We start from the raw sequence: 24,901 nt of genomic DNA on the forward strand, positions 1-24,901 counted from the left end.
TTGTTGCGAACCCTGCAAAGCCGCAGGGCAAAGGCGGGCGGGTACAGACCCGCCCGCTTACGCCAGATCAGCCGATCACGGCACCATCGGCCTTTTTCACAGCGATGACGGTCGAACGCGCCAGCTTGCCGTCACCGTCCGGGAACGGCGCAGCGGGGTGCTGAATACCGACGAACATGGTGCGACGGTCCGCAGACCATGTCAGACCTGTCACCTCGGACCCATTCGGGCCAGTCAGGAAGCGCGCGATTTCACCCGTGACCGGATCACCTGCCAGCATCTGGTTGTTGCCCATGCCGGCAAAACCTTCTTCGTTGCTGTCATCACCGTCGGTTTGGATCCACAACAGACCAGAACTGTCAAACATCATGCCATCGGGCGAGTTGAACAAGTTGCCTTCGTTAATGTTCGCCGACCCGGCATTTGCGTCTTGATGCACGGTGGGATTGCCCGCCATGACATAAAGATCCCAGTGAAAGGTCGTGGCGGCGTGATCCTCTGCATCGGGGAACCAGCGCAGGATCTGGCCATACCGGTTGGCTTCGCGCGGATTAGGCGAATTTTCGACGGCCTGCATCGCATCGCCACCGGCATTGGTCGCATCCGCGCCGCGGCGCGAATTGTTCGTCAAGGCGCAATACCCCTCGATTGCGACGGGGTTGACGGCGACCCATTCGGGGCGGTCCATCGTGGTGGCGCCGACGCGGGACGCGGCGACGCGCGTGTAAACGGCGATTTCGGCAGCATCCATGCCTGTTGCCTCTGGGGTCAGCGCCACCCATTCACCAGTCATGTCAGTGGCGAAACGGGCAACATAAAGCTGGCCATCCGACAGCAGGCTGCTTGTCTCACCGCCGGGCGTGTAAACACCGGCAGAAACGAACTTGTACAGAAATTCACCACGCTCATCGTCGCCCAGATAGACAACGACGCGCCCGTCGCGCGCGACGACAACGGCGGCATTCTCGTGCTTGAAACGGCCCAACGCGGTGTGTTTCACGGGTGTCGATGTCGCGTCAGACGGGTCGATCTCGACCACATAGCCCTGACGGCGGGGTTCGTTGACGTTCTGGCTGACATCGAAACGGGCATCAAACTTTTCATAGCCGTACCGGCTTTCCAGCCCGATCCCGTAGCGGACGTAATCATCAGGCCGCGCAAAGGCAGCATCGGTGGAGCCGAAATAGCCGTTAAAGTTTTCCTCGCAGGTCAGGTAGGTCCCCCACGGGGTTTTGCCCGATCCACAATTGTTGAACGTGCCCAGCACAATCATGCCATCGGGGTCTGCCGCCGTCTGCAACAGCGGATGACCGGCCGCAGGACCAGAGAACGTCATGGGTGTGTTCTGGGTGATGCGGCGGTTGAACGGGCTATCGACGACAATGTCCCAACCGTTCGCGCCTTCGGCGACTTCCATCACTGTCACGCCCTGCATATTCTGCAAGATGCGCGCATCGTCCGCGCTGGTGGTTTCACCGCCGGTATGGGGCAGGTTGATGTCAGGGTTCACATATTCATGGTTCACCGCGATAACCTGGCGGCCACCGATGCTGAACAATTCCATTCCGTCGGTATTTTCACCGAACACGCGATCGGAACTGGCCAGATCGACCCCGGTTTCCTGGTTCAGCGGGGCGGCATCTGAAAACAGCGGCTGGCCCCATTTGGCGACCGGCTGCCAAGTATAGCCTTCAGGCACATGCACGGTGAAATCCGTTGCAATCGGGATGGCGTTGAAACCGAAACGGCTGGTCGCCTGCGCCTGTGCCGAGGTACCCGACAGCAAGCCCGTGCCCATCACTGCCGCGCCAGACCCAAAGGCCAAGACGCCCCCCAGAAAACCGCGCCGCGACAAGGCGGTGTCAACGACGGCATCAAAATCGGTTGTGGCAGGTGCGGGACGCTGCAGTTCATCCCATTCATCCCAAGACAGGGTCTTTGTGTCGATATCTTTCATGGCGCGCACTCCTTGCTGGCGTTGATTTCAACCAGGGGAGTAGCGGCGATTCTTCTCAGCGATGTGACAAACGGCGGAAAAAATCAGGTAAAGCGGTTGTCACGCGGAAAACCGCGTGGTGCCATCCGCCCCGCAGTGGCGCGTTTACCGATCCATTCATCAAGCTCCGATTGCGTCCGCGTCCGCCCCGCAGGGTCCAGCCATGTCAGCCCGTCTGCCAAGGTAAATGTCGTCGCATCCGACAGCCCGCCGTCCTTGTATTTTTGCAGGCGCACGCCTTTGCCACGGGTCATTTCGGGCAGCTCGTCGATACCGAAGACCAGCACTTTGCGGTTTTCGCCCACCACGGCAACGTGATCGCCGGCGATCCGCTTGCACAGCCGTGCGGTGCTGGCACCAAGGTTCAGAACCTGTTTGCCGGCGCGCGTCTGGGCCACCACCTCAACCTCGGGCACGACAAAGCCGTTGCCGTCGGTTGATGCGACCAACAGTTTCTCACCCGGTTTATGGATCAAGATGTCGATGATTTCCGCCTCGTTCGGCAGGTCGATCATCAGGCGCAGCGGTTCACCCATGCCGCGCCCGCCGGGCAGATTGGCCGCCGACACCGTGTAAAACCGCCCGTTGGCACCAAAGACAAGCAATTTATCGGTGGTTTCAGCGTGAAAGGTGAAACGGGCGGCATCGCCATCCTTGAATTTCAAGTCGCGCGTCAGGTCGATATGGCCGGTCATCGCACGCACCCAACCCATCTGCGAACAGACAACTGTGATCGGTTCGCGGTCGATCATCGCCTCGATCGGGACATCGGCGACATCGGCGGCCAGCGCGAATTGCGTGCGCCGCGCGCCGCCGGGGCTGGTGCGGCCGAATTGTTTGCGGGTTTCGCGCAATTCATCCGCGATACGCGCCCATTGCAGCGCCTCGTCAGCCAAGAGCGCCATGATCCCCTGCCGTTCCGCCCTCAAAGCATCACGTTCGGCGATCAGTTCGAGTTCTTCGAGCCGCCGCAACGACCGCAGGCGCATGTTCAGGATCGCTTCGGCCTGCACTTCGGTCAGGGCGATTTCGGGGTCGGTGGATTTTGGCCCGACATAATCCTTTTCGGATGTCGCGCGGATGTGCGGATGCGCCCAATCCTCGGCCATCAGGGCGGATTTGGGGTCGTCATCGTAACGAATGATGTCGATCACCCGGTCCAGATGCAGGAAGGCGATGATGAAACCTTCCAACACTTCCAGACGGTGGTCGATCTTGCCCAACCGGTGGCGCGAACGCCGCACCAGCACATCGCGGCGGTGGTCAAGGAAAGCGCGCAACACTTCTTTGAGGGAACAGACCTTGGGGGTCAGCCCGTCGATCAGCACGTTCATGTTCAGGCTGAACCGGATTTCGAGGTCCGAATTGCGAAACAGCATGCCCATCAGCATTTCAGGGTCGACCGACCGCGCGCGCGGTTCCAGCACCACGCGCACGTCCTCGGCGCTTTCGTCGCGCACGTCAGCCAGCAACGGCACCTTTTTGGTCTGGATCACCTCGGCCAGTTTTTCGATCAGTTTCGATTTCTGTACCTGATAGGGGATCTCGGTCACGACGATCTGCCATTGGCCACGGCCCAGATCCTCGACCTCCCATTTCGCGCGCAGGCGGAACGACCCGCGGCCAGTGCGATACGCTTCGGCCATATTCTCGGGTGGCTCGACGATCACACCGCCCGTGGGAAAATCGGGGCCAAGGATATGGGTCAGCAGGCTGTCATCGGCGGCACCCGGCGATTTGATCAGATGCAGGCAGGCGTCGATCAATTCATGCAGGTTATGCGGCGGGATATTCGTGGCCATGCCCACGGCAATGCCGCTGGACCCGTTGGCCAACAGGTTGGGGAAACTGGCAGGCAGGACCGATGGTTCGGTCAGGCGGCCATCGTAATTATCCCGAAAATCAACGGCATCCTCGGACAAACCTTCCAGCAGCGCCTCGGCGGCGGCGGTCATGCGCGCCTCGGTATAACGAGAGGCGGCGGGGTTATCACCGTCGATATTGCCAAAGTTCCCCTGCCCGTCCACCAGCGGATAGCGGACGTTGAAATCCTGCGCGAGGCGCGCCATCGCATCATAGATCGCGGCATCGCCATGGGGATGGAAATCACCCATCGTGTCGCCGCTGATCTTGGCGGATTTCAGAAAGCCCCCCGTCGGCGACAGCCGCAGCCGCGACATCGCATAAAGGATACGGCGGTGGACCGGCTTCAGCCCGTCGCGCGCATCGGGCAGCGCACGGTGCATGATCGTGGACAAGGCATAGGTCAGATAGCGGTCGCCGATCGCACTGCGCAGCGATTCGGTTACGTCATTTGGGCCGGGGGCTGTCTCGTTGTCATCACTCATGTTCTGTCGTGTAGCGATCAAGGATTCACCCGTAAAGCGGGGAATTGGAGATGCGGCGCTGCTTGCCCTTTGCGCGGGGTTTTGCGAAAGCTGCGCCATGGTGCAGAAATCCATCCTGATCACGGGTGCCTCGTCGGGCATCGGCTTCGACGCGGCGCAGGGCATGCGGGCCGCGGGCTGGCGCGTGTTCGCCTCTTGTCGCAAGGCCGAGGATTGCGCGCGTCTGGCGGGGTTGGGGTTTGAAAGTCCGCGCATTGATTACACCGATGAGGCCAGCATCGCCACAGGTCTGGCCGAGGTGCTGGCCGCGACGGGCGGCACGCTGGATGCGCTGTACAACAACGGCGCCCATGCGCTGCCGGGCGCTGTCGAGGATCTGCCGGTTGACGGATTGCGCGCAGTCTTCGAGACGAATTTCTTTGGCTGGCACGCGTTGACCCGCGCGGTGATCCCCGTGATGCGCGCGCAGGGGCATGGGCGGATCGTGAATTGTTCGTCCGTGCTGGGGCTGGTCGGCATCCCGTGGCGGGGGGCCTATGTCGCCAGCAAATTCGCGCTGGAAGGGTTGACCGATGTGCTGCGGCTGGAAATGGCCGGCACCGGTATCAAAGTGATCCTGATCGAACCCGGCCCAATCACGTCAGACATCCGCAAGAACGCCATTCCCCATTTCGAACGCTGGATCGATTGGCAGGGGTCAACGCGCGCGGATGACTACAAGACACTGCTGGCGCGGCTTTATACCGACAGCGGGCCGGACCGGTTTGAACTGCCCGCCAGTGCCGTGACCGCGAAACTGTTGCATGCGGTGACAGCGGCCAAGCCGAAACCGCGCTATTATGTCACGCGGCCCACCTATCTGGCGGGGCTGATGCGGCGGCTACTGCCGACGCGATTGCTTGATGCGGTGCTGCTGCGCGGATAGAGGATTGCTATCTGTGCGCGCGGCGCTAGGTCGCGCTGACACGACCAAAGGAAGACCATCATGGCAAACGACCCTCTTTTCTGGCTTGTGGCTGTTGCGGTGCTGCTGGTGCTTGGCATCTTGTTGCTCGGCATCGGGTCTTTTGGCAAAGGCGGCGATTTTTATCGCAAGAATGCCAACAAGATCATGCGCTGGCGGATCGGTGCGCAATTCGTCGCGGTGATCCTGATCGTGCTATTCGTTTATCTTCGCGGACAAGGGGGCTGACCACATGGTGGTGCTGAACAAGATCTACACGAAAACCGGCGATGCTGGGCAAACGGCACTGGGCAATGGTGACCGCGTGGCGAAATACGCGCTGCGGGTGAATGCCTATGGCACGGTCGATGAAACCAACGCCACGGTCGGCATGGCACGCCTGCACGCCACGGGCGAAATGGACGCGTATCTGGCGATGATCCAGAATGATCTGTTCGATCTGGGCGCGGACCTGTGCCGCCCCGACATGGCAAAAGACGGCGAGGCTGGCTATACCGTGCTGCGCATGAGCGATGCACAGGTCGCGCGGCTGGAAAGCCAGATCGACGCGATGACCGCCAAGGTCGAACCCCTACGCAGTTTCGTGTTGCCGGGCGGATCGGCGCTGGCGGCACATCTGCATCTGTGCCGGACAGTGTCGCGGCGCGCCGAACGGCTGACGGTGGAACTGGCCGGGGCCGAGGCGGTCAATCCAGCGGCGGCAAAATATCTCAACCGGTTGTCAGACTGGTTTTTTCAGGCATCGCGCATCGCCAATGACGACGGACGGGCCGATGTTTTGTGGATTCCGGGGGCAAACCGCTGACGTAGGGTGGGTTTAAACCCACCTTAGCTGACCCCTGGGCCATAAACGTGGCGTCCCTGACACTTGCCGCGTCGATTTTGCACTGTTGTCATCGGGTGGTAGTCGCTAGTTACTGCAGCAGACCGCATGATGAATTCTATGGGAGAAACGCAGATGAAGGTGCTCGTACCTGTCAAGCGCGTGATCGACTATAACGTGAAGGTCCGCGTCAAGGCGGATGGTTCCGGTGTCGATCTTGCCAATGTCAAAATGTCCATGAACCCTTTCGACGAAATCGCCGTCGAAGAGGCGATCCGCCTGCGCGAGGCTGGCACGGTCGAAGAGGTCGTGGCCGTGTCCATCGGCGTCAAGCAGGCGCAGGAAACCTTGCGCACCGCACTGGCGATGGGCGCTGACCGCGCCATTCTGGTTGTCGCCAGCGAGGACGTGCATCAGGATATCGAACCCCTGGCCGTTGCGAAAATCCTTGCCGCGATCGTCAAGGAAGAAAACCCCGGTCTGGTGATCTGCGGCAAGCAGGCCATCGACAATGACATGAACGCCACGGGGCAAATGTTGTCGGCGCTGCTGGGCTGGTCGCAGGCGACCTTTGCATCCGAGGTCAGCATCGACGGCGACCATGCCACCGTCACGCGTGAAGTGGACGGCGGTTTGCAGACCATCAAGGTCAAGATGCCCACGATCATCAGCGTCGATCTGCGGCTGAACGAACCGCGCTATGCCTCCTTGCCCAATATCATGAAGGCCAAGAAAAAGCCTTTGGATGAGAAAACCCCTGCCGATTACGGTGTCGATGTCACGCCGCGCCTGAGCGTCGTGAAAACCGTCGAACCCGGCACGCGCAAGGCCGGGATCATTGTCAAATCCGTGGACGAACTGGTCGAGAAACTCAAAGAAGCGGGGGCTGTGTAATGGCTGTTTTGTTGATTGGTGAAGTGACCGATGGCGCCCTGGCCGTCGATGCGACCGCAAAGGCCGTGACCGCTGCCAAGGCGCTGGGTGATGTGACCGTGCTTTGCGCTGGTGCCTCGGCGCGTGCAGCGGCAGATGAGGCCGCGAAAATCGATGGCGTGGCGCGCGTGCTTTGCGCTGAAGACGCGGCCCTTGGCCATCGTCTGGCCGAACCGACAGCCGCACTCATCGTGTCTCTGGCGGGCGATTACACCCATATCGCCGCCCCCGGCACGGCGGATGCGAAAAACGTGATGCCGCGCGTCGCGGCCTTGCTGGACGTGATGGTGATTTCCGAAGTGACCGGCATCATCGACGCCGACACGTTTGAACGCCCGATCTATGCGGGCAACGCGATCCAGACCGTCAAATCCACCGATGCGACCAAGGTGATGACGATCCGCACCGCGGGCTTTGACGCCGCCGGCATGGGCGGGTCCGCCACGGTCGAGGTGATCGGCGCAGCCAACAACCCCGGCCTGTCGGAATGGGTCGAAGACAGGGTTGCCGCCTCTGACCGCCCCGAACTGACATCGGCAGGCGTTGTCGTGTCGGGCGGGCGCGGGCTGGGATCGCTGGCCGATTTCGCCCTGATCGAGAAACTGGCAGACAAGCTGGGTGCCGCTGTCGGTGCATCGCGCGCCGCCGTGGACAGCGGCTATGCGCCGAATGACTGGCAGGTCGGGCAGACCGGCAAGGTCGTCGCCCCCGATCTGTATGTCGCCGTTGGCATTTCCGGTGCGATCCAGCACCTTGCGGGCATGAAGGACAGCAAGATCATCGTCGCGATCAACAAGGACGAAGAAGCACCGATTTTCCAGGTCGCCGATTACGGCCTTGTCGCCGATCTGTTCGTGGCGCTGCCTGAACTGACCGGCAAATTGTAACCGCAACACACCAATCTGTTGCAAGGGCCGGTGGCAACGCCGGCCCTTATGCGTTTCAGATCGAAAACATGTCGTCGCGCAGGGCCATGACCAGCTTTGACGCGGCTTCGACATGGCAACGCACGCCCAGCATTTCGGCAGCGACAGATTGCTGCGATGGCGGGTATTGCATGCCCATCGTACCCTGCGCCAACGCCTGTTCAGACGGAATGGCCGTCACCACCGCCCGCACCAAGGGGCGCAGCGTGTCGATCATGCTGGCGGTGACGAACAAAGGTGCGGCGCGCAGCTGCGCCGGACGTGCCACCCAATCCGCATTGTCCAGCGGTTCATCCGAGAACCACAGCAACATGCAATTGGGACCGATCTGGCGCAGCATGGTCTGCATCCGCGCAAGCCATGCCTGACGCAATTCATGCACGACGATGTCGAACCTGTCTGGCGATGTTTCAAACAGCCGCGCCAACAATTGACCGGTAAAGGCACAATCGTTGAATTCAACCTCGGGATAGATTGCCTGCAAAACGGTCGCGGCGCGCAGAAACCTGTCGTTGCGGCACGGATGCACCGAATAGAACCTGTTTGACAGGTTGTTGGCCCCCAGCACCTGTACCACGGTCATATCCGCGCCATTGCAGATTTCCATGATCGTGGGGTCATTGGCAAAAGCGTCGATACCTGCGTTCAGGCAGCCGAAATTCACGCAGGGCTGCCGCAGCGCGGTTTCTACCAGCGTCGGGAACGGTTTTTCGATGAATTTGCCATAGGTTTCGGTGCCGCCGATAAAGGCAAGATAGGGCCGGTCAAGCGGCCTGCGCGGGCCGCGGAACAGGATCCGTGAATTGCCGTATCGGCAGGGCGAATAGGACAGATCGCCCATATCAATCGAGTCTTGCCGCATCTGTGTTCCCATGCACCGATGGCTTCAGTGTCGCACAATAGTTTTGCCAAAAGGCTAATGCTTGGATTTCTGACAAATTTGCTGCATCTGTCCGGCTTGAAGCCTGCCCATGCAGCGGCCTATGGTACGGCGGAACCTGTAAAGGAAAAATCATGGCGATCGAACGTGTGGGAATTGTGGGTGCGGGGCAAATGGGCAATGGCATCGCCCATGTCTTTGCCGTGGCGGGCTATGACGTGCTGTTGACAGATGTCAGCGCCGATGCGCTGGCCGCAGCACTGGCCCAGATCGACCGCAACCTTGAACGGCAGGTCACGCGCGACCTGATCAGTGCCGATACCAAGGCACAGGCGATGCGCCGGATATCAACGACCCAGACGCTGACCGATCTGGGCGACAGCGACCTGATCATCGAGGCTGCGACCGAACGCGAAACGATCAAGGCCGCGATTTTTGAAGACCTCGTGCCGCATCTGAAACCACATACGATCCTGACGTCGAACACCTCGTCGATTTCGATCACGCGGCTGGCGTCGCGCACCGACAGGCCCGAACGGTTCATGGGGTTCCATTTCATGAACCCCGTGCCGATCATGCAACTGGTTGAACTGATCCGCGGGATCGCCACCGACGAACCCACCTTTCGCGCCTGTCAGCAGGTCGTGGAACGGCTGGGCAAAACCAGCACCGCATCCGAGGATTTCCCCGGCTTCATCGTCAACCGCATCCTGATGCCAATGATCAACGAGGCGATCTATACCCTGTATGAAGGGGTCGGGTCAGTGCAATCCATCGACACATCGCTGAAACTGGGCGCAAACCACCCGATGGGGCCGCTGGAACTGGCGGATTTCATCGGGCTGGATACCTGCCTTGCGATCATGAACGTGCTGCATGACGGGCTGGCCGATACCAAATACCGCCCCTGCCCCTTGCTGACCAAATATGTCGAGGCAGGCTGGCTGGGCCGCAAGACGCAGCGCGGGTTTTATGATTACCGTGGCGAGACTCCGGTGCCGACGCGCTGAACCGCGCCGTTGCAGAAAAGATTCTATGCCTCCGGCGGGGATATTTATGCTCGGAAGATGATGATCAGGGTGGTGTCAGTCGCCTTCGCCGAATTTATCCGCGACAAGTGCTGTGATCGCCGCCAGCAACGGTTCGGCGTCGGGGCCGCGGGTTTCGACCTCGATATAGGTGCCAATCGAGGCGGCCAGCATCAACAGCCCCATGATGCTGTCGCCGCTGGCGGATTCGCCATCGCGGCGCACGGTGGCATCGGCGTCGAAGCTTTCGACGACCTCGACCAGCTTGGCCGAGGCACGGGCGTGCAGGCCCTTGATATTTTCGATCTTGAGGACCGCTGTCGTCATTGGGATATGCCGCCGTTGTGGCTGTTGATATATTTATGCGCCGCTGCAATCGCGGCTTCGGCAGCGTCGGGGACAGAACGTTTGCGCGATTTGGCCAGTTTGATCAGCATAGGCAGATTAGCCCCATAGAGGATCTTGCGGTTGGCCGGGCTGCAGGCGCGCAGCGACAGGTTGGACGGTGATCCGCCGAACATGTCAGTCACGATGATCACGCCCGCGCCAGTATCGACCGCATCGGCGGCATCGCAGATTTCTGCCTGTTTGAGCGCGCGGTCGTCATCCGGCCCGATGGCGATGCTGACCATCCCGGGCTGGTGCCCGACGACATGTTCAACGGCGGACAGGTATTCCTGCGCCAGCCCGCCATGTGCGACGATGACGATCCCGATCAAGCCTGTCGTTCCTTGCTGGCCAATGTGTCATGCCTTTCCATCTCTCGATGCCGTTTAGACACATGCCACCCGTCTTTCGCAAGGGCCTGTGCCATGTGTTCGACAATCATGACGGAACGGTGTTGCCCTCCGGTACAGCCAAAGCCGATGGACAGGTGGCTTTTGCCTTCGTCCTTATGCGCGGGCAGGACCAGATCGATCAGCGCCTTCACGCGGTCAAAGAAATCCGCGAATCGCGGGTCGGCGGCAACATAGGCCGCGACATCGCCATCGCGCCCGTCGCGCGCGCGCAGATCGGCGTCCCAATGCGGGTTGCGCAGGAAACGACAATCCATGACGATATCCATGCCGCGCGGCAGGCCACGTTTATACGAAAACGAATGCAGCGTGACCCCCAGATTGCGCCCTTCGGCAGTGACGAACCAGCGGTCAATTTCGGCGCGCAGATCATGCGGCGACAGGCCCGTTGTGTCGATCAGGACGTCAGCACGGCTGCGCACCGGCACCAGCAGATCGCGTTCGCGCGCGATCCCCGCCATCGGGGGACCCGCTGGGGCCAGCGGATGCCGTCTGCGGGTTTCGGAATAGCGCTTGACCAGCTCTTCCTCGGCGGCATCCAGATACAGCACTTGCATGACATGGTCGCTGCGCGCGGCCAGCTGATCGATGGTTGCAATCAGCGCATCGATTCCGAAATCACGGTTGCGCACGTCAAGGCCCAAAGCCAACGGGCGGCTGGGCGGCGGACCATCCAGCAGGCGCGGCAAGAGCGACAGCGGCAGGTTGTCAATCACCTCGTATCCCAGATCCTCGAGCGCGTTGATCGCGGTAGACCGGCCCGCACCTGACGGCCCGGTCACAAGGACCGTCGTGGGCATTGTGCGTGCGGTGTCTGTCATCGGTCGCTCCAGCCAGCCTTGAGGATTTGTACAATGATTGCTGCGAAATGTGGCCCGTCGATGTGTTTTATCAAGGGAATATCGCAACCACATATGCGTGTATATGCGCGTTCCGGCAGGCGCTGGCTTTCGGATTGATCCAGATCGACGACCAGGGCCACCTGTGCCTGCGCCTGATAGGCAGCGTGCAGGATGCCGGCGCCGCGCGCCTCGATCAGGCCCAGGATGGCGGGCGGACATTGCGCCAGCAGCCGGTCGCCCTCGGCTTGCAACAGAACCCTGTCATCGGCCACCAGCACACCACCCAGCGCCATCACTTGCAGCGCAAGCGAGGATTTGCCACGCCCCGCAGCGCCAAGGATCAAGACTGCACTGTCGCCCAGCGCGACGCAGGTGGCGTGATGTGTCTCAGGCAGCATCATGGCGACCCATTACAGCGGCAGCCCGACGACAAACCTTGCGCCTGCGGGTTCTGACGCGGGGTCTGTATCGGTCGGACGAATATTCTCGGCCCAGATCACACCGCCATGCGCCTCGACGATCTGTTTGGAAATCGCAAGGCCAAGGCCGGAGTTATTGCCAAACTGCGCAGCGGGACGTTCAGAATAGAATCGTTGGAATATCTTGCGCAGCGCGCCGTCTGGAATGCCGGGGCCGGTGTCTTCGACAACAACCAGCACGCGGTTTTCGCGGGTACGGGTCCAGACGCGGATGGCATCGCCGTGTTCGCAAAACGAAATCGCATTGCTGATCAGGTTGACAAAGACCTGCGCCAGCCGGCCTTCCAGCCCCTGAACCATGATCGGCGTGCGAGGCACATCGGCGATAAAGCTGATGCCACGAGCCTCTGCCTCTCTGCCAAGATGGTCGTTCACGTTGTGCAGCATGGCGATCAGGTCAAAGGTTTGCTCTGTTTCCTTGACCAATTCGCTGTCCAGACGCGACGCGCTGGAAATGTCGCTGATCAGACGGTCGAGGCGTTTGACATCATGTTCGATCAGATCAAGCATGCGTTCGCGCTGATCATCTTGCTTGGCGATGCGCATGGTTCCGACGGCAGAGCGTAGCGACGCCAGCGGGTTCTTGATTTCATGGGCGACATCGGCGGCGAATTGTTCGTTGCTTTCGATCCGGTCGTAAAGCGCCGATACCATCCCGCGCAGCGCCCCCGACAGACGGCCTATTTCGTCAGGGCGGGCGGTCAGATCAGGGATGCGGACGCGGACCGGGGCTAATTTGCGGGCGTTCTTTTGATGGCTGGCTTCGGCGGCGGTGGCCAGATCTGCCAAAGGATTGGCAATAGTCGAGGCCAGCACAAGGCTAAGCCCGATACTGACCGCGATCCCAACCAGCAGCAGGCGCAATACGTCTTCGCGTTCGCGGCGCACAAGGCTGTCCACCTCGCCTGCCGCCGTGGCCGCTGCGATCACGCCGACCGGTTCGTCGTTGCGCATGATCGGCGTGACGACGACCAGCACCAAGCTCCCCCGTACCTCTGTCATATCAAGCCGGGTTTTGCCCTGAAGCGCGATCGCGATCAGTTCGGGCGTCGCTGTGGCAAGTATCTGTTGGCCCGGTCCCGTCTCTGCCCGGTTGAACAGGCCAAACAACCCGCCTGTGACCGTTCCAAGAAAATCGCTGATGAATGTCCGGCCGATCACAGCGTCAAGATCCGCGATGGCAGTTTCAGCCAACGGGCCGGTCGTGCGCGCGACCAGCGTGGCATCGGATCCGAAGACCGACACTTCCATACCACCACGCAGGTTCAGGTTGGCCAGAGTTTCGGCGGCATTGATCCCGTGCGCCGTGACCAGGTTTACGGGCGCGCGGCTGGGCAATTGTACCTCGAACACATCGGCGATGAGCTGGGCTTCGTAAATCAGACCATTGGCACGCTGAAAGGCAAGATTATCGCGCGACGCGTTAAGAAACAAAACCCCCGCGATCATGACGAACATCGCGATCAGGTTGAAAACGACGATCTTGCGCGCGATGGGGGATTTGCGCAGCGCGATGATGCCGCGTTTGGGTGCATCCAGATAGGTCACATCACTGCGTGTGACATCTGGATCGACCCAATCCTCGCCCAAGACGATATCGGGTGGCATCGTCGCCCGGCGCACCGACTTGAGGTCGCGCACGTCAATCTCCGGGGCGGACGTCATCCCCTAGTCTTCGTTGTAGCGGTAACCAATGCCATATAATGTCTCGATCGCGGAAAACTCATCATCGGTGTTGCGCATCTTCTTGCGAAGGCGCTTGATATGGCTGTCGATGGTACGATCATCGACATAGACCTGATCATCATAAGCCACGTCCATCAACTGATCCCGACTTTTGACAAAGCCGGGGCGCTGCGCAAGAGCCTGCAACAGCAGAAATTCGGTGACCGTCAATGAAACGTCATGGCCCTTCCATTTCACGGCATGGCGCAGCGGGTCCATCACCAGATCACCGCGCACCATCACCTTGGTTTCTTCGGTTTCCTCGATCTCTTCGCCTGCAATCGCATCCTGCCGGCGCAACAATGACCGGATTCGTTCGACCAGCAGACGCTGTGAGAAAGGTTTTTTGACGTAATCGTCGGCCCCCATACGCAGGCCCAGGACCTCGTCGATCTCGTCGTCTTTCGATGTCAGAAAGATGACCGGCATGGATGTCTTTTGGCGCAGGCGCTGCAACAGGTCCATCCCGTCCATACGCGGCATCTTGATATCCAGAACGGCCATGTCCGGCATACGTTTGTTGAACGCGTCCCATGCCGCTTGCCCGTCGTTATAGGTTTCGACTTCGAACCCTTCCGCTTCCAGCGTCATCGCCACCGATGTTAGGATGTTTCGGTCATCGTCAACCAGGGCAATTCTCGACATGTACGTGCTACCTCTATGTAATTAGCGAACTCATAACAACGCGGGGATTTTCCGCTGTTTATCGGGCCGAATCAATCCCCAAAGCTGTGACCGCCACAGGATCGCCATCATCGCACCAAATTTACCATTCCCCCCTGGTGCCACCGGCGGCGTGCATTTGGTTGCGCTAACATGCATTTGGTTGCGCTAACGTTTCCCTAACCCCCTATCAAGGCAGGAAAGCTTGGTGGTATGCAGGCCCATCGCTGGCAGGATTGCCCATTCGAAAAGGAGCGAACCCATGGACCAAGGTACGGTCAACCCACAGATGAAGCTTGAGCACCAAGGCATCACCGGGCTGGGTTACGTCTATTACAACAGCTCTGCGGCGCAATTGCACGACGCGGCCATTGCAGCTGGCGAAGGTGTGACCGGCAAGGGCGGCAGCCTGCTGGTGACCACGGGCAAGCATACGGGCCGGTCGCCCAAGGATAAATTCGTCGTGCGCAGCGCATCGGTCGAAGACACGATCTGGTGGGACAACAACGCCCCGATGGATCCTGCACATTTCGACGTGCTCTACGCCGATATGGTCGCGCATATGCAGGGCGGCACCTATTATGCGCAGGATCTGTTCGGCGGGGCAGACCCTGCCCACCGGCTTGATGTGCGCGTTGTCACCGAACTGGCATGGCATGGTCTGTTCATCCGGCATTTGCTGCGTCGCCCCGATGCAGCGGAACTGGCCAGCTTTACCCCCGCTTTCACGATCATCAACTGCCCGAGCTTCAAGGCTGATCCTGTGCGCCATGGCTGCCGGACCGATACCGTGATCGCGATGAATTTTGACCGCAAGCTGATCCTGATTGGCGGCACAGAATATGCAGGCGAGAACAAGAAATCCGTGTTCACGCTGCTGAACTACCTGTTGCCCGAAAAGGGCATCATGCCGATGCATTGCAGCGCCAACCATGCGCCCGGCAATCCGGTCGACACGGCGGTGTTCTTTGGCCTGTCCGGCACCGGCAAGACCACGCTTTCGGCTGATCCATCCCGCGTGCTGATCGGCGATGACGAACATGGTTGGTCGGATCGCGGCACGTTCAATTTCGAAGGCGGCTGTTATGCCAAGACCATCAACCTGAGCGCCGAGGCAGAGCCAGACATCTATGCCACCTGTTTCATGCCGCATACGGTGATCGAGAATATGGTGTTCGATCCCGAAACGCTGGAGCTGGATTTCGAGGATGACAGCCTGACCGCGAATATGCGCTGCGCCTATCCGCTGAATTATATCGCCAATGCATCCGACACGGCGCTTGGCGGGCATCCCAAGAATATCATCATGCTGACCTGCGATGCCTTTGGCGTGCTGCCGCCCATCGCGCGGCTGACACCGGCGCAGGCGATGTATCACTTTCTATCCGGCTTTACGTCCAAGGTCGCAGGCACCGAACGCGGCGTGACTGAACCGGAACCGACCTTCAGCACCTGTTTCGGCGCGCCTTTCATGCCACGCCGGCCAGAGGTGTATGGCAATCTGCTGCGGTCCAAGATCGCAAGCCATGGTGCGACCTGCTGGCTGGTGAACACCGGCTGGACCGGTGGCGCCTATGGCACCGGCAGCCGGATGCCGATCAAGGCGACACGCGCTCTTTTGGCGGCGGCGCTGGACGGCACGCTGATCGAAAGCACCTTCCGCAAGGACCCACATTTCGGGTTCGAAGTGCCGGTGGCAGTCGAAGGTCTGGATGCGCGCCTGCTTGATCCGCGCACGACTTGGGCCGATGCGGCGGCTTATGACGCGCAGGCGGCCAAGCTGGTGGGCATGTTCAGCGACAATTTCGCGAAATACGTCCCCTTCATCGACGACGATGTCAAAGCAGCCGCGATTGGCTGACACAGGTAAGGTGGAACCAGTTCCACCTTACCCCAATCTCGACATCACGGCGCATCTGGGTATGGTTGCACCATGCGTCTGATGCTTGCCTTTGTTACCTGCTTGTTGCTGCCGCTCATGGCTGCCGCGCAAGACGTCATCGCCACGCTTCGCGCCGGTGTCGTTTGCGGGCCGCCTGTCGTAGGTTCTTCGCCTGCACCCGACACGATCGCAGGCAGCACGCATCTGATCGCACAAACACCGCCCTTTATCGCTGAAATCACGCAGGTTCCTGCGGTCATTGGCATCGGCTTTGGCGTCAAGGCGCAGGCGCTGGACCCTGACGGGCTGTCCGGTGTGACCATCATCGTGACCCATCCGCCGATGGGCGATGCGGGGGTGACCCAGCAAAGCTATCAATCCTGGATCAGCGGGACAGAACCATCACCAACCTTTTATCAGTTCGACGAAGATTACGAACGCGTCACTGGCACATGGACCTTCACGGCCATGCTGGATGATGCAGAATTGTTTTCTGTCGCTTTCGACGTTGTCCCGCCCACCGCCTTGCCCGATCTGGCCGGGGCTTGCGGGTACGGCGATCTGCTGTCCTAGCCCATCATGCCGCGGCGGATCAGGTTCACCCCCGCGATCACCAATACCCACAGCGTGACCTGCCGGAACCTGTCGGCATCAAAACGGTCCCCCAACCGGAACCCGACCCACATGCCCAGCATCCCCGGCGCCACCAGCGCCGCCGAAAACGGCCACGTCTGCGCGTTCAGCACGCCCGATTGGACATGGCCCAGAAACAGCATCACCGATCCCAGCCCATAGATCACCCCCTGCACCGACATCTGCCGGTCGCGCGGCGTGCCAAGCGCCAGCAGATACAGAACCGTGGGCGGCCCCCAGGTGCCGGTCAACCCGCCAAGCATGCCCGACACGATCCCCGCCGCATATTCCACCGGACGCCGCAGGCGCGCCGCGATCACCGGACGCCAGCCCGCAATCTGGATCAGGCACAGGATTACCACAGGCACGCCCAGCACGATAAACAACGTATCGGTCGGGATGCGCCGCAGAAATTGCGCCGAGACCAGAATCATCACGCAGACCGCAACGATATAGCGCCAATGTTCGACCACTGCGTCGCGCGCTTGCCCCAGACCGGCGCGCCCGACCTGCAATATATTGCTCACCACAATCGGCAGGACGATCCCCGCGATGATCAATTCAGGCGCGATGGCGATCCCCATGCCCGACACCATGATCAACGGCATGGCAAAACCCACCGCACCTTTCACGAACCCGCCAAGGAACGTGACGACACAGGCGAAGAGGAACAATTCAGGCGTGATAACAGTAAAAAAATGTGACATGCTGCGTCATATGCCGTTCTTGAAGGCTTGGCATCACCAAATCGGATGCGACACTTTTATTCACCGCAAATGCGTCCCGCGAATTAATATTGCGCTGCGGCTGCAAAGTGATTATCTCTGCACCTGCACATAGACCGGAGACTCGCCATGCCCCATGACGGACAGGACCTGCATCTGACCTCAAGCCCGATCCTTGCGGATCTGCTGGACCTGACAGGCGCGGCCTTGCCTGCCGTAGATAAGGTGCTGGCGCTGGCCAAGGATATCGTTCGCGCCAAGGTCAGCCGCGATGGCCGCGTTTGCGGCGCGCTGATCGATGCGCATCAGACGGCAGCACATGGGCTGGCCTGGCTTGCGACCTATGCGCAATCCTTGCACCAGATGCAGCATTGGGCGGACCGGTTGCACGCGGATGGCAAATTCAACGAGGTTGAACAGCTGATCCACCAGATCGCATTCGGTGAATATCTGTCGCAAATCTCTGGCGGCATCCCGATGAGCCAAGGCGAAATCCTGCGCCCGCAGGACATTGGCCTGCCCCAGGACGCAATGCGCGCAATGCTGATCCCCGCCGTCACAACCCTCTGCGAACAGGGCAACACACAGGCCGCGCGAATGCGCCTTGTTGCCTTGATGCAGGATCAGGCGGCAAACCTGACGGTCGGGGCCTCTGGCCTTGATGACGAATTGGAAATGATCCGCGAACAATTCCGGCGTTTTAGCCTCGAAAAGGTGGAACCGCATGCGCATGACTGGCACCTCAAGGACGAATTGATCCCCCTGTCGATCATCGACGAGATGGCGGAAATGGGCGTCTTTGGCCTGACCATCCCCGAAGAATACGGCGGTTTCGGGCTGTCCAAGGCGTCGATGTGTGTCGTGTCAGAAGAACTGTCGCGCGGGTATATCGGCGTGGGGTCACTGGCCACACGCACCGAAATTGCCGCAGAGCTGATTCTTTGCGGCGGCACCGAAGAGCAAAAGCAGCACTGGCTACCCGGCCTTGCCTCTGCCGAAATCCTGCCGACCGCCGTGTTCACCGAACCCAATACAGGCTCCGATCTTGGCAGCCTGCGCACCCGCGCCGTGAAAAAAGGCGATGATTGGGAAATCACCGGCAACAAGACATGGATCACCCATGCCACCCGCACCCATGTGATGACCCTGCTGGCACGCACCGATCCGGCAACCACCGATTACAGCGGTCTGTCGATGTTTCTGGCCGAAAAGACCCCCGGCACCGACGAAAACCCCTTCCCGACCCCAGGCATGACCGGCGGCGAGATCGAGGTGCTGGGCTATCGCGGGATGAAGGAATATGAACTCGCCTTCGACGGGTTCATGGTCAAGGGTGACAATCTTTTGGGCGGCGACACCGGCAAGGGGTTCAAGCAGCTGATGCAAACCTTCGAATCCGCCCGCATCCAGACCGCCGCGCGCGCCGTGGGTGTGGCGCAATCGGCGCTGGATGTCGGCATGCAATATGCCCAGGATCGCAAGCAATTTGGCGCGGCGCTGATCGACTTTCCCCGCGTGGCGGGCAAGCTCGCGATGATGGCGGTGGAAATCACGATCGCGCGGCAGCTGACCTATTTCAGCGCGCATGAAAAAGACAACGACCGGCGCTGTGACCTAGAGGCGGGGATGGCCAAGCTTTTGGGCGCGCGTGTGGCTTGGGCCTGTGCGGACAATGCCTTGCAGATCCACGGCGGCAACGGTTTCGCGCTGGAATACAAGATCAGCCGCATCCTGTGTGACGCCCGTATCCTGAACATCTTTGAAGGGGCGGCAGAAATTCAGGCGCAGGTCATCGCGCGGCGCGTGCTGGGGTAACCTGTCGGCGGCCCACCGCTAGCCTAGCCATCCGCCCGCATAATCGCGTCGATCAAACGGGCGCGGGCGGCAGGGACGTTGCGGTCGCCCAAGCCCTTGATCAAGCGGTTTTCAATGAAAAACCCTGTCGTGCCCAGCGCCTTGGCAATCTCCACCCCAGAGGCATCGCCTTTGCCTGCCAGCACGGGGGGCAAGGGCAGCAACCTGTCCGCCCAGACCCCCGCCGCATCGCGGCTGACCGCGCGGCCCGACTTGGGCGACACAAAGGCCAGATCCTCGTTCACGCCGCTAGCCGCACAGGCCGACAGGTCCAGACCAAAGCCCATCTCCTCCAGCAGGGCCTGTTCCCAGCGCAAATAGGCCAAAGGCCATACAGCGCGCTGGTCCAACAAATCGAGCAAGGCGATACTGCGCTGATACAACAGCGGATGGCTTTCACGCTCAGGCAAAACCATCAACAACAAGGCGCAAACCGCGTTCAACCCTGCCAGGGACAGCCGGTCTGCCATCGCCGCCGCATTGCGCGAACGCACAGGTTCCACGGTGAAACTGCCCAGATGATCGTCCAGCCGCGCAGCCCACGCCACATTGACCTGCGCGCCGGGCTGGATCAGCGGGGCAATCTTGCGGCTGGCACCGCCGCGGACCACACCGGCATGGCGGCCATGATTGGCGCTGAACACCTCGATAATGGCGCTGCTTTCGCCAAAAGGGCGCATCGCCAGAATAGCGGCGTCATCACGCCACGATATCATCGGGCCAGCACCTTCTTATTTCTAGAAATACTCCCGCCGGAGGCATAAAAGTCATGACAACCCGTCCTCGTCCAGCAAATGACGGCCCTGTTTATCCTCGACCTCGATCACCCAAAGATCACGATCATAGCCGCGCTGACGCTGGATCGATTGCTCCACATCCGCCTCTGCGCCCTCGGCCAGAATAATCCAGCTGCGCTCACCCGTCATCAGATCAAAACTGCGCTGGTAACAGCACGCGCGCCCGTCAAGCGTATTGAGCTTGACCATCACCGCCCCCGCCGTGGCATCGCCACGCGCAACGACAAAGGCGGGGATTGCCGCCAGCCGCAGCCGCGTCAGATAGGCCGACACCCAGATGTCGGCGGTCAATCTCATGCGTTGCCGTCTTTGAAATCCAGCCCCATTTCGGAGTAACGCTCTTTTTCTTCCAGCCAGTTTGGCCGCACCTTGACCTGCAGAAACAGATGCACGGGGCGTCCCACGAATTCCATGATCTCGGCACGGGCGGCCTGGCTGACCTGTTTGATCGTCTCGCCACCCTTGCCCAGCACAATGCCTTTGTGGCCATCACGCGCGACATAGATCAGCTGGTCGATGCGGGCGGACCCATCAGGGCGTTCTTCCCAATTCTCGGTCTCGACGGTTAACTCATATGGCAGTTCCTGATGCAGCCGCAGGGTCAGTTTCTCGCGGGTCATTTCGGCCGCGATCATGCGCATCGGCAGATCGGCAATCTGGTCTTCGGGGTACAGCCACGGGCCTTCGGGAACCTGGTCCACCAGCCATTTGCGCAAAGCGTCACAGCCATGCCCGCGTTCAGCAGAGATCATAAAGGTTTCGGCAAAAGCAAACGCCTCGTTCATGTCGCGGGTCAGGGCCAGCAGACCTTCGGATTTCACCTTGTCGATCTTGTTGATCGCCAGTGCGACCTTGGTCTTGCCCATACGGTCGGGCAGATTGGCAAGGATCGCCTTGACCCCTTCGCTCATGCCGCGATGGGCCTCGATCATCAGCACAACAACATCGGCATCGGCGGCCCCGCCCCACGCAGCAGCAACCATCGCGCGGTCCAGCCTGCGGCGGGGTTTGAACAGGCCGGGCGTGTCGATGAAAATCAGCTGCGCCTGCCCGTCCATCGCCACGCCGCGAATACGGGCGCGGGTGGTCTGGACCTTGTGGGTCACGATGGACACCTTGGCGCCGACCATCCGGTTCAGCAGCGTCGATTTACCGGCGTTCGGTTCCCCGATCAGGGCGACAAAGCCCGCTTTGGTCGGCGCATCATTCATCGGTCAACTTTCTTCAAAAGGGCGGCGGCTGCGGCTTGTTCTGCCTGCCGTTTCGACCCTGCGGTCGCTGTTTCGGTCTGGCCGGATTCCAGCGTCACGGCAATGGTAAAGGCGGGCTGGTGGTCAGGTCCAGTGCGCGCCGTCTCGGTATAGCTGGGGGGCGCTTCGCCGCGCGCCTGCGCCCATTCCTGCAAGGCGGTCTTGGCGTCGCGGGCATCGTCGGCAACATTCGTGATGCGCGCACCCCATAGATGCAGCACGACCTTGCGCGCAGCATCGAACCCGCCATCCTGATAGATCGCGGCAATCACCGCCTCCATCGCATCGGCAAGCAATGCCTCTTTGCGCCGGCCACCCGATTTCATCTCAGAGCGGCCTAGCTTGATCACGGCACCAAGGTCGACCTCGCGGGCGACATCGGCGCAGGTTTCACGTCGCACCAGCGCGTTGTAACGCGGCGCAAGCAGACCTTCGGGCGCGGATGGATCGGCCTTGAGCAACGCCTCGGCCATCACCAAACCCAGCACGCGGTCGCCCAGAAATTCAAGCCGCTGGTTGTCGTCGCGGTGGACGCTGACCATGGACGAATGGGTCACCGAGCGCACCAGCAAGTCCGGCCTCACGAAGCTGTAGCCAAGACGCTGCGAAAAGCTGGCAAGATCAGCGGAAAGTTTCACTCGACCGCCTTGAAGAAACGGTCGCTGCGCCACGTCCAGAAGGCCAACATCGACCGGCCCGCAGACGAGAAAATCACACGGTCAGCGCGGCCCACGATATCCTTGCGCGGGACAAACCCAACCCCACCCAATGTTTGCGGCACACGACTGTCGACAGAATTGTCGCGGTTGTCACCCATGAAAAAGAAATGATCCGCAGGCACCGTATAAACACCGGTATTGTCGGTCGCCCGCGTGGCGATATTCAAAATGGCGTGGCTGGTGCCATTGGGCAGCGTTTCTGTCTGGCGTGGTTTCAGACATTCAGCGCCGACGCCAACGGGACCATTGGCGCACATCGGGCGGCCGCCCATCGGCCCTTGGGGTTCCATGATCTCGGTAAAGGTGCCGGCATCGGCCAGCCCGACAGCCGCATCATTGATATGCAGCACGCCGTCGATCATCTGGATCCGGTCACCCGGTTCACCGATCAGGCGCTTGATAAAATCCATGCCGGTCACAGGATGCCGGAAGACCACGACATCACCGCGTTCGGGGTCGGACCCGAACAGGCGGTCGTTGCTATCGTCAAACCACCCGCAAAAATCATCCGCGCCGATGTCGATGCCGGCAGCTGGCACACGGATCGACGGGCAGGAGGCATAGGAATAGCCATAAGCCATCTTGTTGACGAACAGGAAATCCCCGATCAGCAAGGTGTCCTTCATCGACCCAGACGGAATCCAGAACGGTTGAAAAAACAGGGTCCGAAACACGCCCGCGATGATCAGCGCCCAAAAGATCGTCTTGATCGTCTCTTTCACGCTGCTGACAAAGCCCGTATTTTCGGCCATTTTCCGTTCCTTTTAAGGTTTGACGCTACATGATCGCGCAACGGGGTGGAGTCAAGCGATGCGCCGCGCCTCGATCACCACAAAGGCTTGTGCCCAAGGGTGGTCATCGGTCAACGTGACATGGATGATCGCCTCGTGCCCCGATGGCGTCATCTGGTCCAGCCGTTCACGCGCCCAGCCGGTCACGGCCATGACGGGCTGGCCGGTGTGCAGGTTCGACACGGCCATGTCTTTCCACGCGATCCCCATCCGCAAACCGGTGCCAAGCGCCTTGGAACAAGCCTCTTTCGCGGCCCAGCGTTTGGCATAGGTGCCGGGCGTGTCGTGGCGGTCCTCGGCTTTGGCCTGCTCGGTGGGGGTAAAGACACGATTGCGAAACCTATCACCGAACCGGTCCAGCGTACCCGCGATCCGGTCGATATTCGCAAGATCGGTGCCGATGCCAAGGATCATGCGCGTGCGGCATCCATCAGGCGGCGCATCTCGGCAATCGCCGGGCCAAGCCCGCGAAAGATGGATTCGCCGATCAGGAAATGCCCGATGTTTAATTCGGCCACCTGTGGCAGGGCAGCGATGGGCGTGACGCAATCATAGGTCAGCCCATGGCCGACATGCACCTCCAGCCCCAGATCGGTGGCAAAGGCGGTCATATCGGTGATCTTGCGCAATTCATCATCGCGCATCTGCCAGTCGCCTTCGGCCCAAGCATCGGCATAGGCACCCGAATGCAATTCGATCACCGGCGCGCCGATGCTGTGGGCGGCCCGGATCTGCGCCTCGTCTGCGGCGATGAACAGCGACACGCGGCAGCCTGCATCGCGCAAAGGCGCGATATAGGCGGCAAGCGCGCTTTGCTGTCCGGCAACTTCCAGCCCGCCTTCGGTCGTGCGTTCCTCGCGCTTTTCGGGGACAAGACAAACGGCGTGCGGCTTGTGCCGCAGGGCAATCGCCTGCATTTCCGCCGTCGCTGCCATTTCAAAGTTCAGCGGGATCCGCAGCGCCGCCATCAGGCGTTCGATGTCACTGTCGATGATATGGCGGCGGTCTTCGCGCAGATGCGCCGTGATCCCGTCGGCCCCTGCATCCTGCGCCATCAGCGCCGCGCGCACCGGATCAGGCACATCCCCGCCGCGCGCGTTGCGCACCGTCGCCACATGGTCGATATTCACGCCGAGCCGCAGATTGGTCATGGTTTTCCCTTTCAGGCGAAAGATGTCATTTCTTCAATTGTTCCAGCTTGGCTTGCAACACCTTGCGGCGCCGTTTCTGATAGGCCGCGATAATCGGCACGAACAGATAGTAGCTGAGCCAGCCAAAGAACAAGCCCGGCGCGATGCCCCCGATCAGGTATGGCACGAAAACCTCGTGATAAAAGGCGATCAGGCCGGTCCAGTGGGCGGTGGCAACCGTAAACATCGCCGCGAAATTATGGATGATGTCCGAAAACGCATTGCTGAACTGGCACCCAAGCGTGCAGTAATCGGCCGAGGCGCTGCCATCCAGCCCGAACAGGGTGGCGTTGAATGGCCGCCCCAGCAGCCAATAGCCTGTCCCCAAGGATGCGATCCCGATGGGGATATAGGTCAGCGGATTGCCCGCAAATGTCCCCAGCAGCGCGGCAAGGATATTGCCCCGCGCGACCCGCGCCAGCAGGATCGCGATCACGAAATGCAGCCCGTAGAACGGTGTAAAGGCCGCGAATACACCCACCGCGATCCCGCGCGATATCTTTTCCGGTGTGTCCGGCAACCGCCGCAGCCGATGTTTCACATAGCCAAAGGCCCGCGCCCAGCCGCCACGCGGATAGACGAAGTCCAGCACGATCTTCCAGATCGGCCGCCTATCCCTGCGCTTGAATACCAAAACACGACTTCCCTTCTGGCCT

The 24,901-nt window shown here is 60.6% G+C and carries 27 protein-coding genes; 9 read left to right on the forward strand and 18 right to left on the reverse strand.

Annotation, left to right across the window (positions count from 1 at the left end):
- Positions 1 to 67 precede the first annotated feature (67 nt).
- Both ACPF9B_RS12270 and ACPF9B_RS12275 read right to left on the reverse strand, forming a co-directional pair.
- Positions 68 to 1,957 carry a PhoX family protein gene (locus ACPF9B_RS12270; RefSeq protein ID WP_424177687.1) on the reverse strand — a complete coding sequence of 630 codons (1,890 nt, stop codon included), beginning with the start codon at positions 1,955 to 1,957 and terminating at the stop codon, positions 68 to 70.
- Positions 1,958 to 2,040: 83 nt separating this feature from the next.
- Positions 2,041 to 4,344 carry a DNA topoisomerase IV subunit A gene (locus tag ACPF9B_RS12275; protein WP_424177689.1) on the reverse strand — a complete coding sequence of 768 codons (2,304 nt, stop codon included), beginning with the start codon at positions 4,342 to 4,344 and terminating at the stop codon, positions 2,041 to 2,043.
- A 97-nt stretch (positions 4,345 to 4,441) separates the two neighbouring features.
- Between ACPF9B_RS12275 and ACPF9B_RS12280 the strand changes: the two genes are divergently transcribed.
- The 5 genes from ACPF9B_RS12280 (at position 4,442) to ACPF9B_RS12300 (ending at position 7,951) form a co-directional block, all read left to right on the forward strand.
- Positions 4,442 to 5,269 carry an SDR family NAD(P)-dependent oxidoreductase gene (locus ACPF9B_RS12280; RefSeq protein WP_424177691.1) on the forward strand — a complete coding sequence of 276 codons (828 nt, stop codon included), beginning with the start codon at positions 4,442 to 4,444 and terminating at the stop codon, positions 5,267 to 5,269.
- 60 nt (positions 5,270 to 5,329) lie between these two features.
- Positions 5,330 to 5,536 carry a twin transmembrane helix small protein gene (locus ACPF9B_RS12285; protein ID WP_213395682.1) on the forward strand — a complete coding sequence of 69 codons (207 nt, stop codon included), beginning with the start codon at positions 5,330 to 5,332 and terminating at the stop codon, positions 5,534 to 5,536.
- Between the two features lie 4 nt (positions 5,537 to 5,540).
- Positions 5,541 to 6,113, forward strand: a complete 573-nt coding sequence (locus ACPF9B_RS12290; RefSeq protein WP_007206580.1) for a cob(I)yrinic acid a,c-diamide adenosyltransferase — start codon at positions 5,541 to 5,543, stop codon at positions 6,111 to 6,113.
- Between the two features lie 153 nt (positions 6,114 to 6,266).
- Positions 6,267 to 7,025: an electron transfer flavoprotein subunit beta/FixA family protein gene (locus tag ACPF9B_RS12295; protein WP_007206579.1), complete on the forward strand. Its 759-nt coding sequence runs from the start codon at positions 6,267 to 6,269 to the stop codon at positions 7,023 to 7,025.
- Complete coding sequence (locus tag ACPF9B_RS12300; RefSeq protein WP_424177694.1) at positions 7,025 to 7,951, forward strand: electron transfer flavoprotein subunit alpha/FixB family protein; 927 nt, start codon at positions 7,025 to 7,027, stop codon at positions 7,949 to 7,951. The genes ACPF9B_RS12295 and ACPF9B_RS12300 overlap by 1 nt, the downstream gene beginning before the upstream one ends.
- 55 nt (positions 7,952 to 8,006) lie before the next feature.
- On the opposite strand, the gene ACPF9B_RS12305 is transcribed toward ACPF9B_RS12300, so the two are convergent.
- Positions 8,007 to 8,852, reverse strand: coding sequence for a DUF6473 family protein (locus ACPF9B_RS12305; protein WP_424177696.1), 846 nt, complete (start codon positions 8,850 to 8,852; stop codon positions 8,007 to 8,009).
- Positions 8,853 to 9,004: 152 nt separating this feature from the next.
- Between ACPF9B_RS12305 and ACPF9B_RS12310 the strand changes: the two genes are divergently transcribed.
- Positions 9,005 to 9,880: a 3-hydroxybutyryl-CoA dehydrogenase gene (locus ACPF9B_RS12310; protein ID WP_424177698.1), complete on the forward strand. Its 876-nt coding sequence runs from the start codon at positions 9,005 to 9,007 to the stop codon at positions 9,878 to 9,880.
- Between the two features lie 75 nt (positions 9,881 to 9,955).
- Here the strand turns inward: ACPF9B_RS12310 and ACPF9B_RS12315 are convergent, their stop codons facing one another.
- Genes ACPF9B_RS12315 through ACPF9B_RS12340 form a run of 6 tightly spaced genes read right to left on the reverse strand, consistent with a single transcriptional unit; the run spans position 9,956 to position 14,386 of the window.
- A complete protein-coding gene (locus ACPF9B_RS12315) occupies positions 9,956 to 10,225 on the reverse strand; it encodes an HPr family phosphocarrier protein (RefSeq protein ID WP_424177700.1) in 270 nt (89 codons plus the stop codon).
- Entirely contained in the window at positions 10,222 to 10,617 is a 396-nt protein-coding gene (locus ACPF9B_RS12320; protein ID WP_424177702.1) for a PTS sugar transporter subunit IIA, read from the reverse strand. Before ACPF9B_RS12320 ends, ACPF9B_RS12315 begins: the two co-directional genes overlap by 4 nt.
- Entirely contained in the window at positions 10,614 to 11,516 is a 903-nt protein-coding gene (gene rapZ, locus ACPF9B_RS12325) for an RNase adapter RapZ (RefSeq protein ID WP_424177704.1), read from the reverse strand. The genes ACPF9B_RS12320 and rapZ overlap by 4 nt, the downstream gene beginning before the upstream one ends.
- Positions 11,513 to 11,938 (reverse strand): HPr kinase/phosphorylase, encoded by a 426-nt coding sequence (locus tag ACPF9B_RS12330; RefSeq protein WP_007206572.1) that lies wholly within the window; start codon positions 11,936 to 11,938, stop codon positions 11,513 to 11,515. The genes rapZ and ACPF9B_RS12330 overlap by 4 nt, the downstream gene beginning before the upstream one ends.
- Before the next feature lie 9 nt (positions 11,939 to 11,947).
- The gene (locus ACPF9B_RS12335; protein ID WP_007206571.1) at positions 11,948 to 13,681 is read right to left on the reverse strand and encodes a sensor histidine kinase; all 1,734 of its coding nucleotides are present in this window, start codon (positions 13,679 to 13,681) and stop codon (positions 11,948 to 11,950) included.
- Between the two features lie 3 nt (positions 13,682 to 13,684).
- A complete protein-coding gene (locus ACPF9B_RS12340) occupies positions 13,685 to 14,386 on the reverse strand; it encodes a response regulator transcription factor (protein ID WP_040482978.1) in 702 nt (233 codons plus the stop codon).
- 280 nt (positions 14,387 to 14,666) lie between these two features.
- On the opposite strand from ACPF9B_RS12340, the gene ACPF9B_RS12345 reads away from it, so the two are divergent.
- Both ACPF9B_RS12345 and ACPF9B_RS12350 read left to right on the forward strand, forming a co-directional pair.
- Positions 14,667 to 16,265 carry a phosphoenolpyruvate carboxykinase gene (locus ACPF9B_RS12345; RefSeq protein ID WP_424177707.1) on the forward strand — a complete coding sequence of 533 codons (1,599 nt, stop codon included), beginning with the start codon at positions 14,667 to 14,669 and terminating at the stop codon, positions 16,263 to 16,265.
- A gap of 72 nt (positions 16,266 to 16,337) precedes the next feature.
- Complete coding sequence (locus tag ACPF9B_RS12350) at positions 16,338 to 16,859, forward strand: DUF3859 domain-containing protein (RefSeq protein WP_424177709.1); 522 nt, start codon at positions 16,338 to 16,340, stop codon at positions 16,857 to 16,859.
- On the opposite strand, the gene ACPF9B_RS12355 is transcribed toward ACPF9B_RS12350, so the two are convergent.
- A complete protein-coding gene (locus ACPF9B_RS12355) occupies positions 16,856 to 17,626 on the reverse strand; it encodes a sulfite exporter TauE/SafE family protein (protein ID WP_424177711.1) in 771 nt (256 codons plus the stop codon). The two genes, ACPF9B_RS12350 and ACPF9B_RS12355, sit on opposite strands and share 4 nt — an antisense overlap.
- 147 nt (positions 17,627 to 17,773) lie before the next feature.
- Here ACPF9B_RS12355 and ACPF9B_RS12360 point away from each other — a divergent pair, with 147 nt between their 5' ends.
- Positions 17,774 to 19,459 carry an acyl-CoA dehydrogenase family protein gene (locus ACPF9B_RS12360; RefSeq protein ID WP_424177713.1) on the forward strand — a complete coding sequence of 562 codons (1,686 nt, stop codon included), beginning with the start codon at positions 17,774 to 17,776 and terminating at the stop codon, positions 19,457 to 19,459.
- A gap of 23 nt (positions 19,460 to 19,482) precedes the next feature.
- Here the strand turns inward: ACPF9B_RS12360 and recO are convergent, their stop codons facing one another.
- Genes recO through ACPF9B_RS12400 form a run of 8 tightly spaced genes read right to left on the reverse strand, consistent with a single transcriptional unit; the run spans position 19,483 to position 24,879 of the window.
- Positions 19,483 to 20,214: a DNA repair protein RecO gene (gene recO, locus ACPF9B_RS12365; RefSeq protein ID WP_007206565.1), complete on the reverse strand. Its 732-nt coding sequence runs from the start codon at positions 20,212 to 20,214 to the stop codon at positions 19,483 to 19,485.
- A 51-nt stretch (positions 20,215 to 20,265) separates the two neighbouring features.
- Positions 20,266 to 20,592: a DUF1491 family protein gene (locus ACPF9B_RS12370; RefSeq protein ID WP_424177715.1), complete on the reverse strand. Its 327-nt coding sequence runs from the start codon at positions 20,590 to 20,592 to the stop codon at positions 20,266 to 20,268.
- Positions 20,589 to 21,506 carry a GTPase Era gene (gene era / locus ACPF9B_RS12375; RefSeq protein ID WP_007206563.1) on the reverse strand — a complete coding sequence of 306 codons (918 nt, stop codon included), beginning with the start codon at positions 21,504 to 21,506 and terminating at the stop codon, positions 20,589 to 20,591. Before era ends, ACPF9B_RS12370 begins: the two co-directional genes overlap by 4 nt.
- Complete coding sequence (gene rnc / locus ACPF9B_RS12380) at positions 21,503 to 22,183, reverse strand: ribonuclease III (RefSeq protein WP_424177717.1); 681 nt, start codon at positions 22,181 to 22,183, stop codon at positions 21,503 to 21,505. The genes era and rnc overlap by 4 nt, the downstream gene beginning before the upstream one ends.
- Positions 22,180 to 23,016 (reverse strand): signal peptidase I, encoded by an 837-nt coding sequence (gene lepB, locus ACPF9B_RS12385; protein WP_007206561.1) that lies wholly within the window; start codon positions 23,014 to 23,016, stop codon positions 22,180 to 22,182. Before lepB ends, rnc begins: the two co-directional genes overlap by 4 nt.
- Before the next feature lie 51 nt (positions 23,017 to 23,067).
- A complete protein-coding gene (acpS, locus tag ACPF9B_RS12390; RefSeq protein WP_424177720.1) occupies positions 23,068 to 23,469 on the reverse strand; it encodes a holo-ACP synthase in 402 nt (133 codons plus the stop codon).
- Positions 23,466 to 24,206, reverse strand: a complete 741-nt coding sequence (locus ACPF9B_RS12395) for a pyridoxine 5'-phosphate synthase (RefSeq protein ID WP_007206559.1) — start codon at positions 24,204 to 24,206, stop codon at positions 23,466 to 23,468. Before ACPF9B_RS12395 ends, acpS begins: the two co-directional genes overlap by 4 nt.
- A gap of 25 nt (positions 24,207 to 24,231) precedes the next feature.
- Positions 24,232 to 24,879, reverse strand: coding sequence for a DUF2062 domain-containing protein (locus ACPF9B_RS12400; protein ID WP_040482977.1), 648 nt, complete (start codon positions 24,877 to 24,879; stop codon positions 24,232 to 24,234).
- Between the last annotated feature and the right edge of the window lie 22 nt (positions 24,880 to 24,901).

The sequence above is a fragment of the Yoonia sp. TsM2_T14_4 genome (assembly GCF_049602355.1).
Classification (GTDB): domain Bacteria; phylum Pseudomonadota; class Alphaproteobacteria; order Rhodobacterales; family Rhodobacteraceae; genus Yoonia; species Yoonia vestfoldensis_A.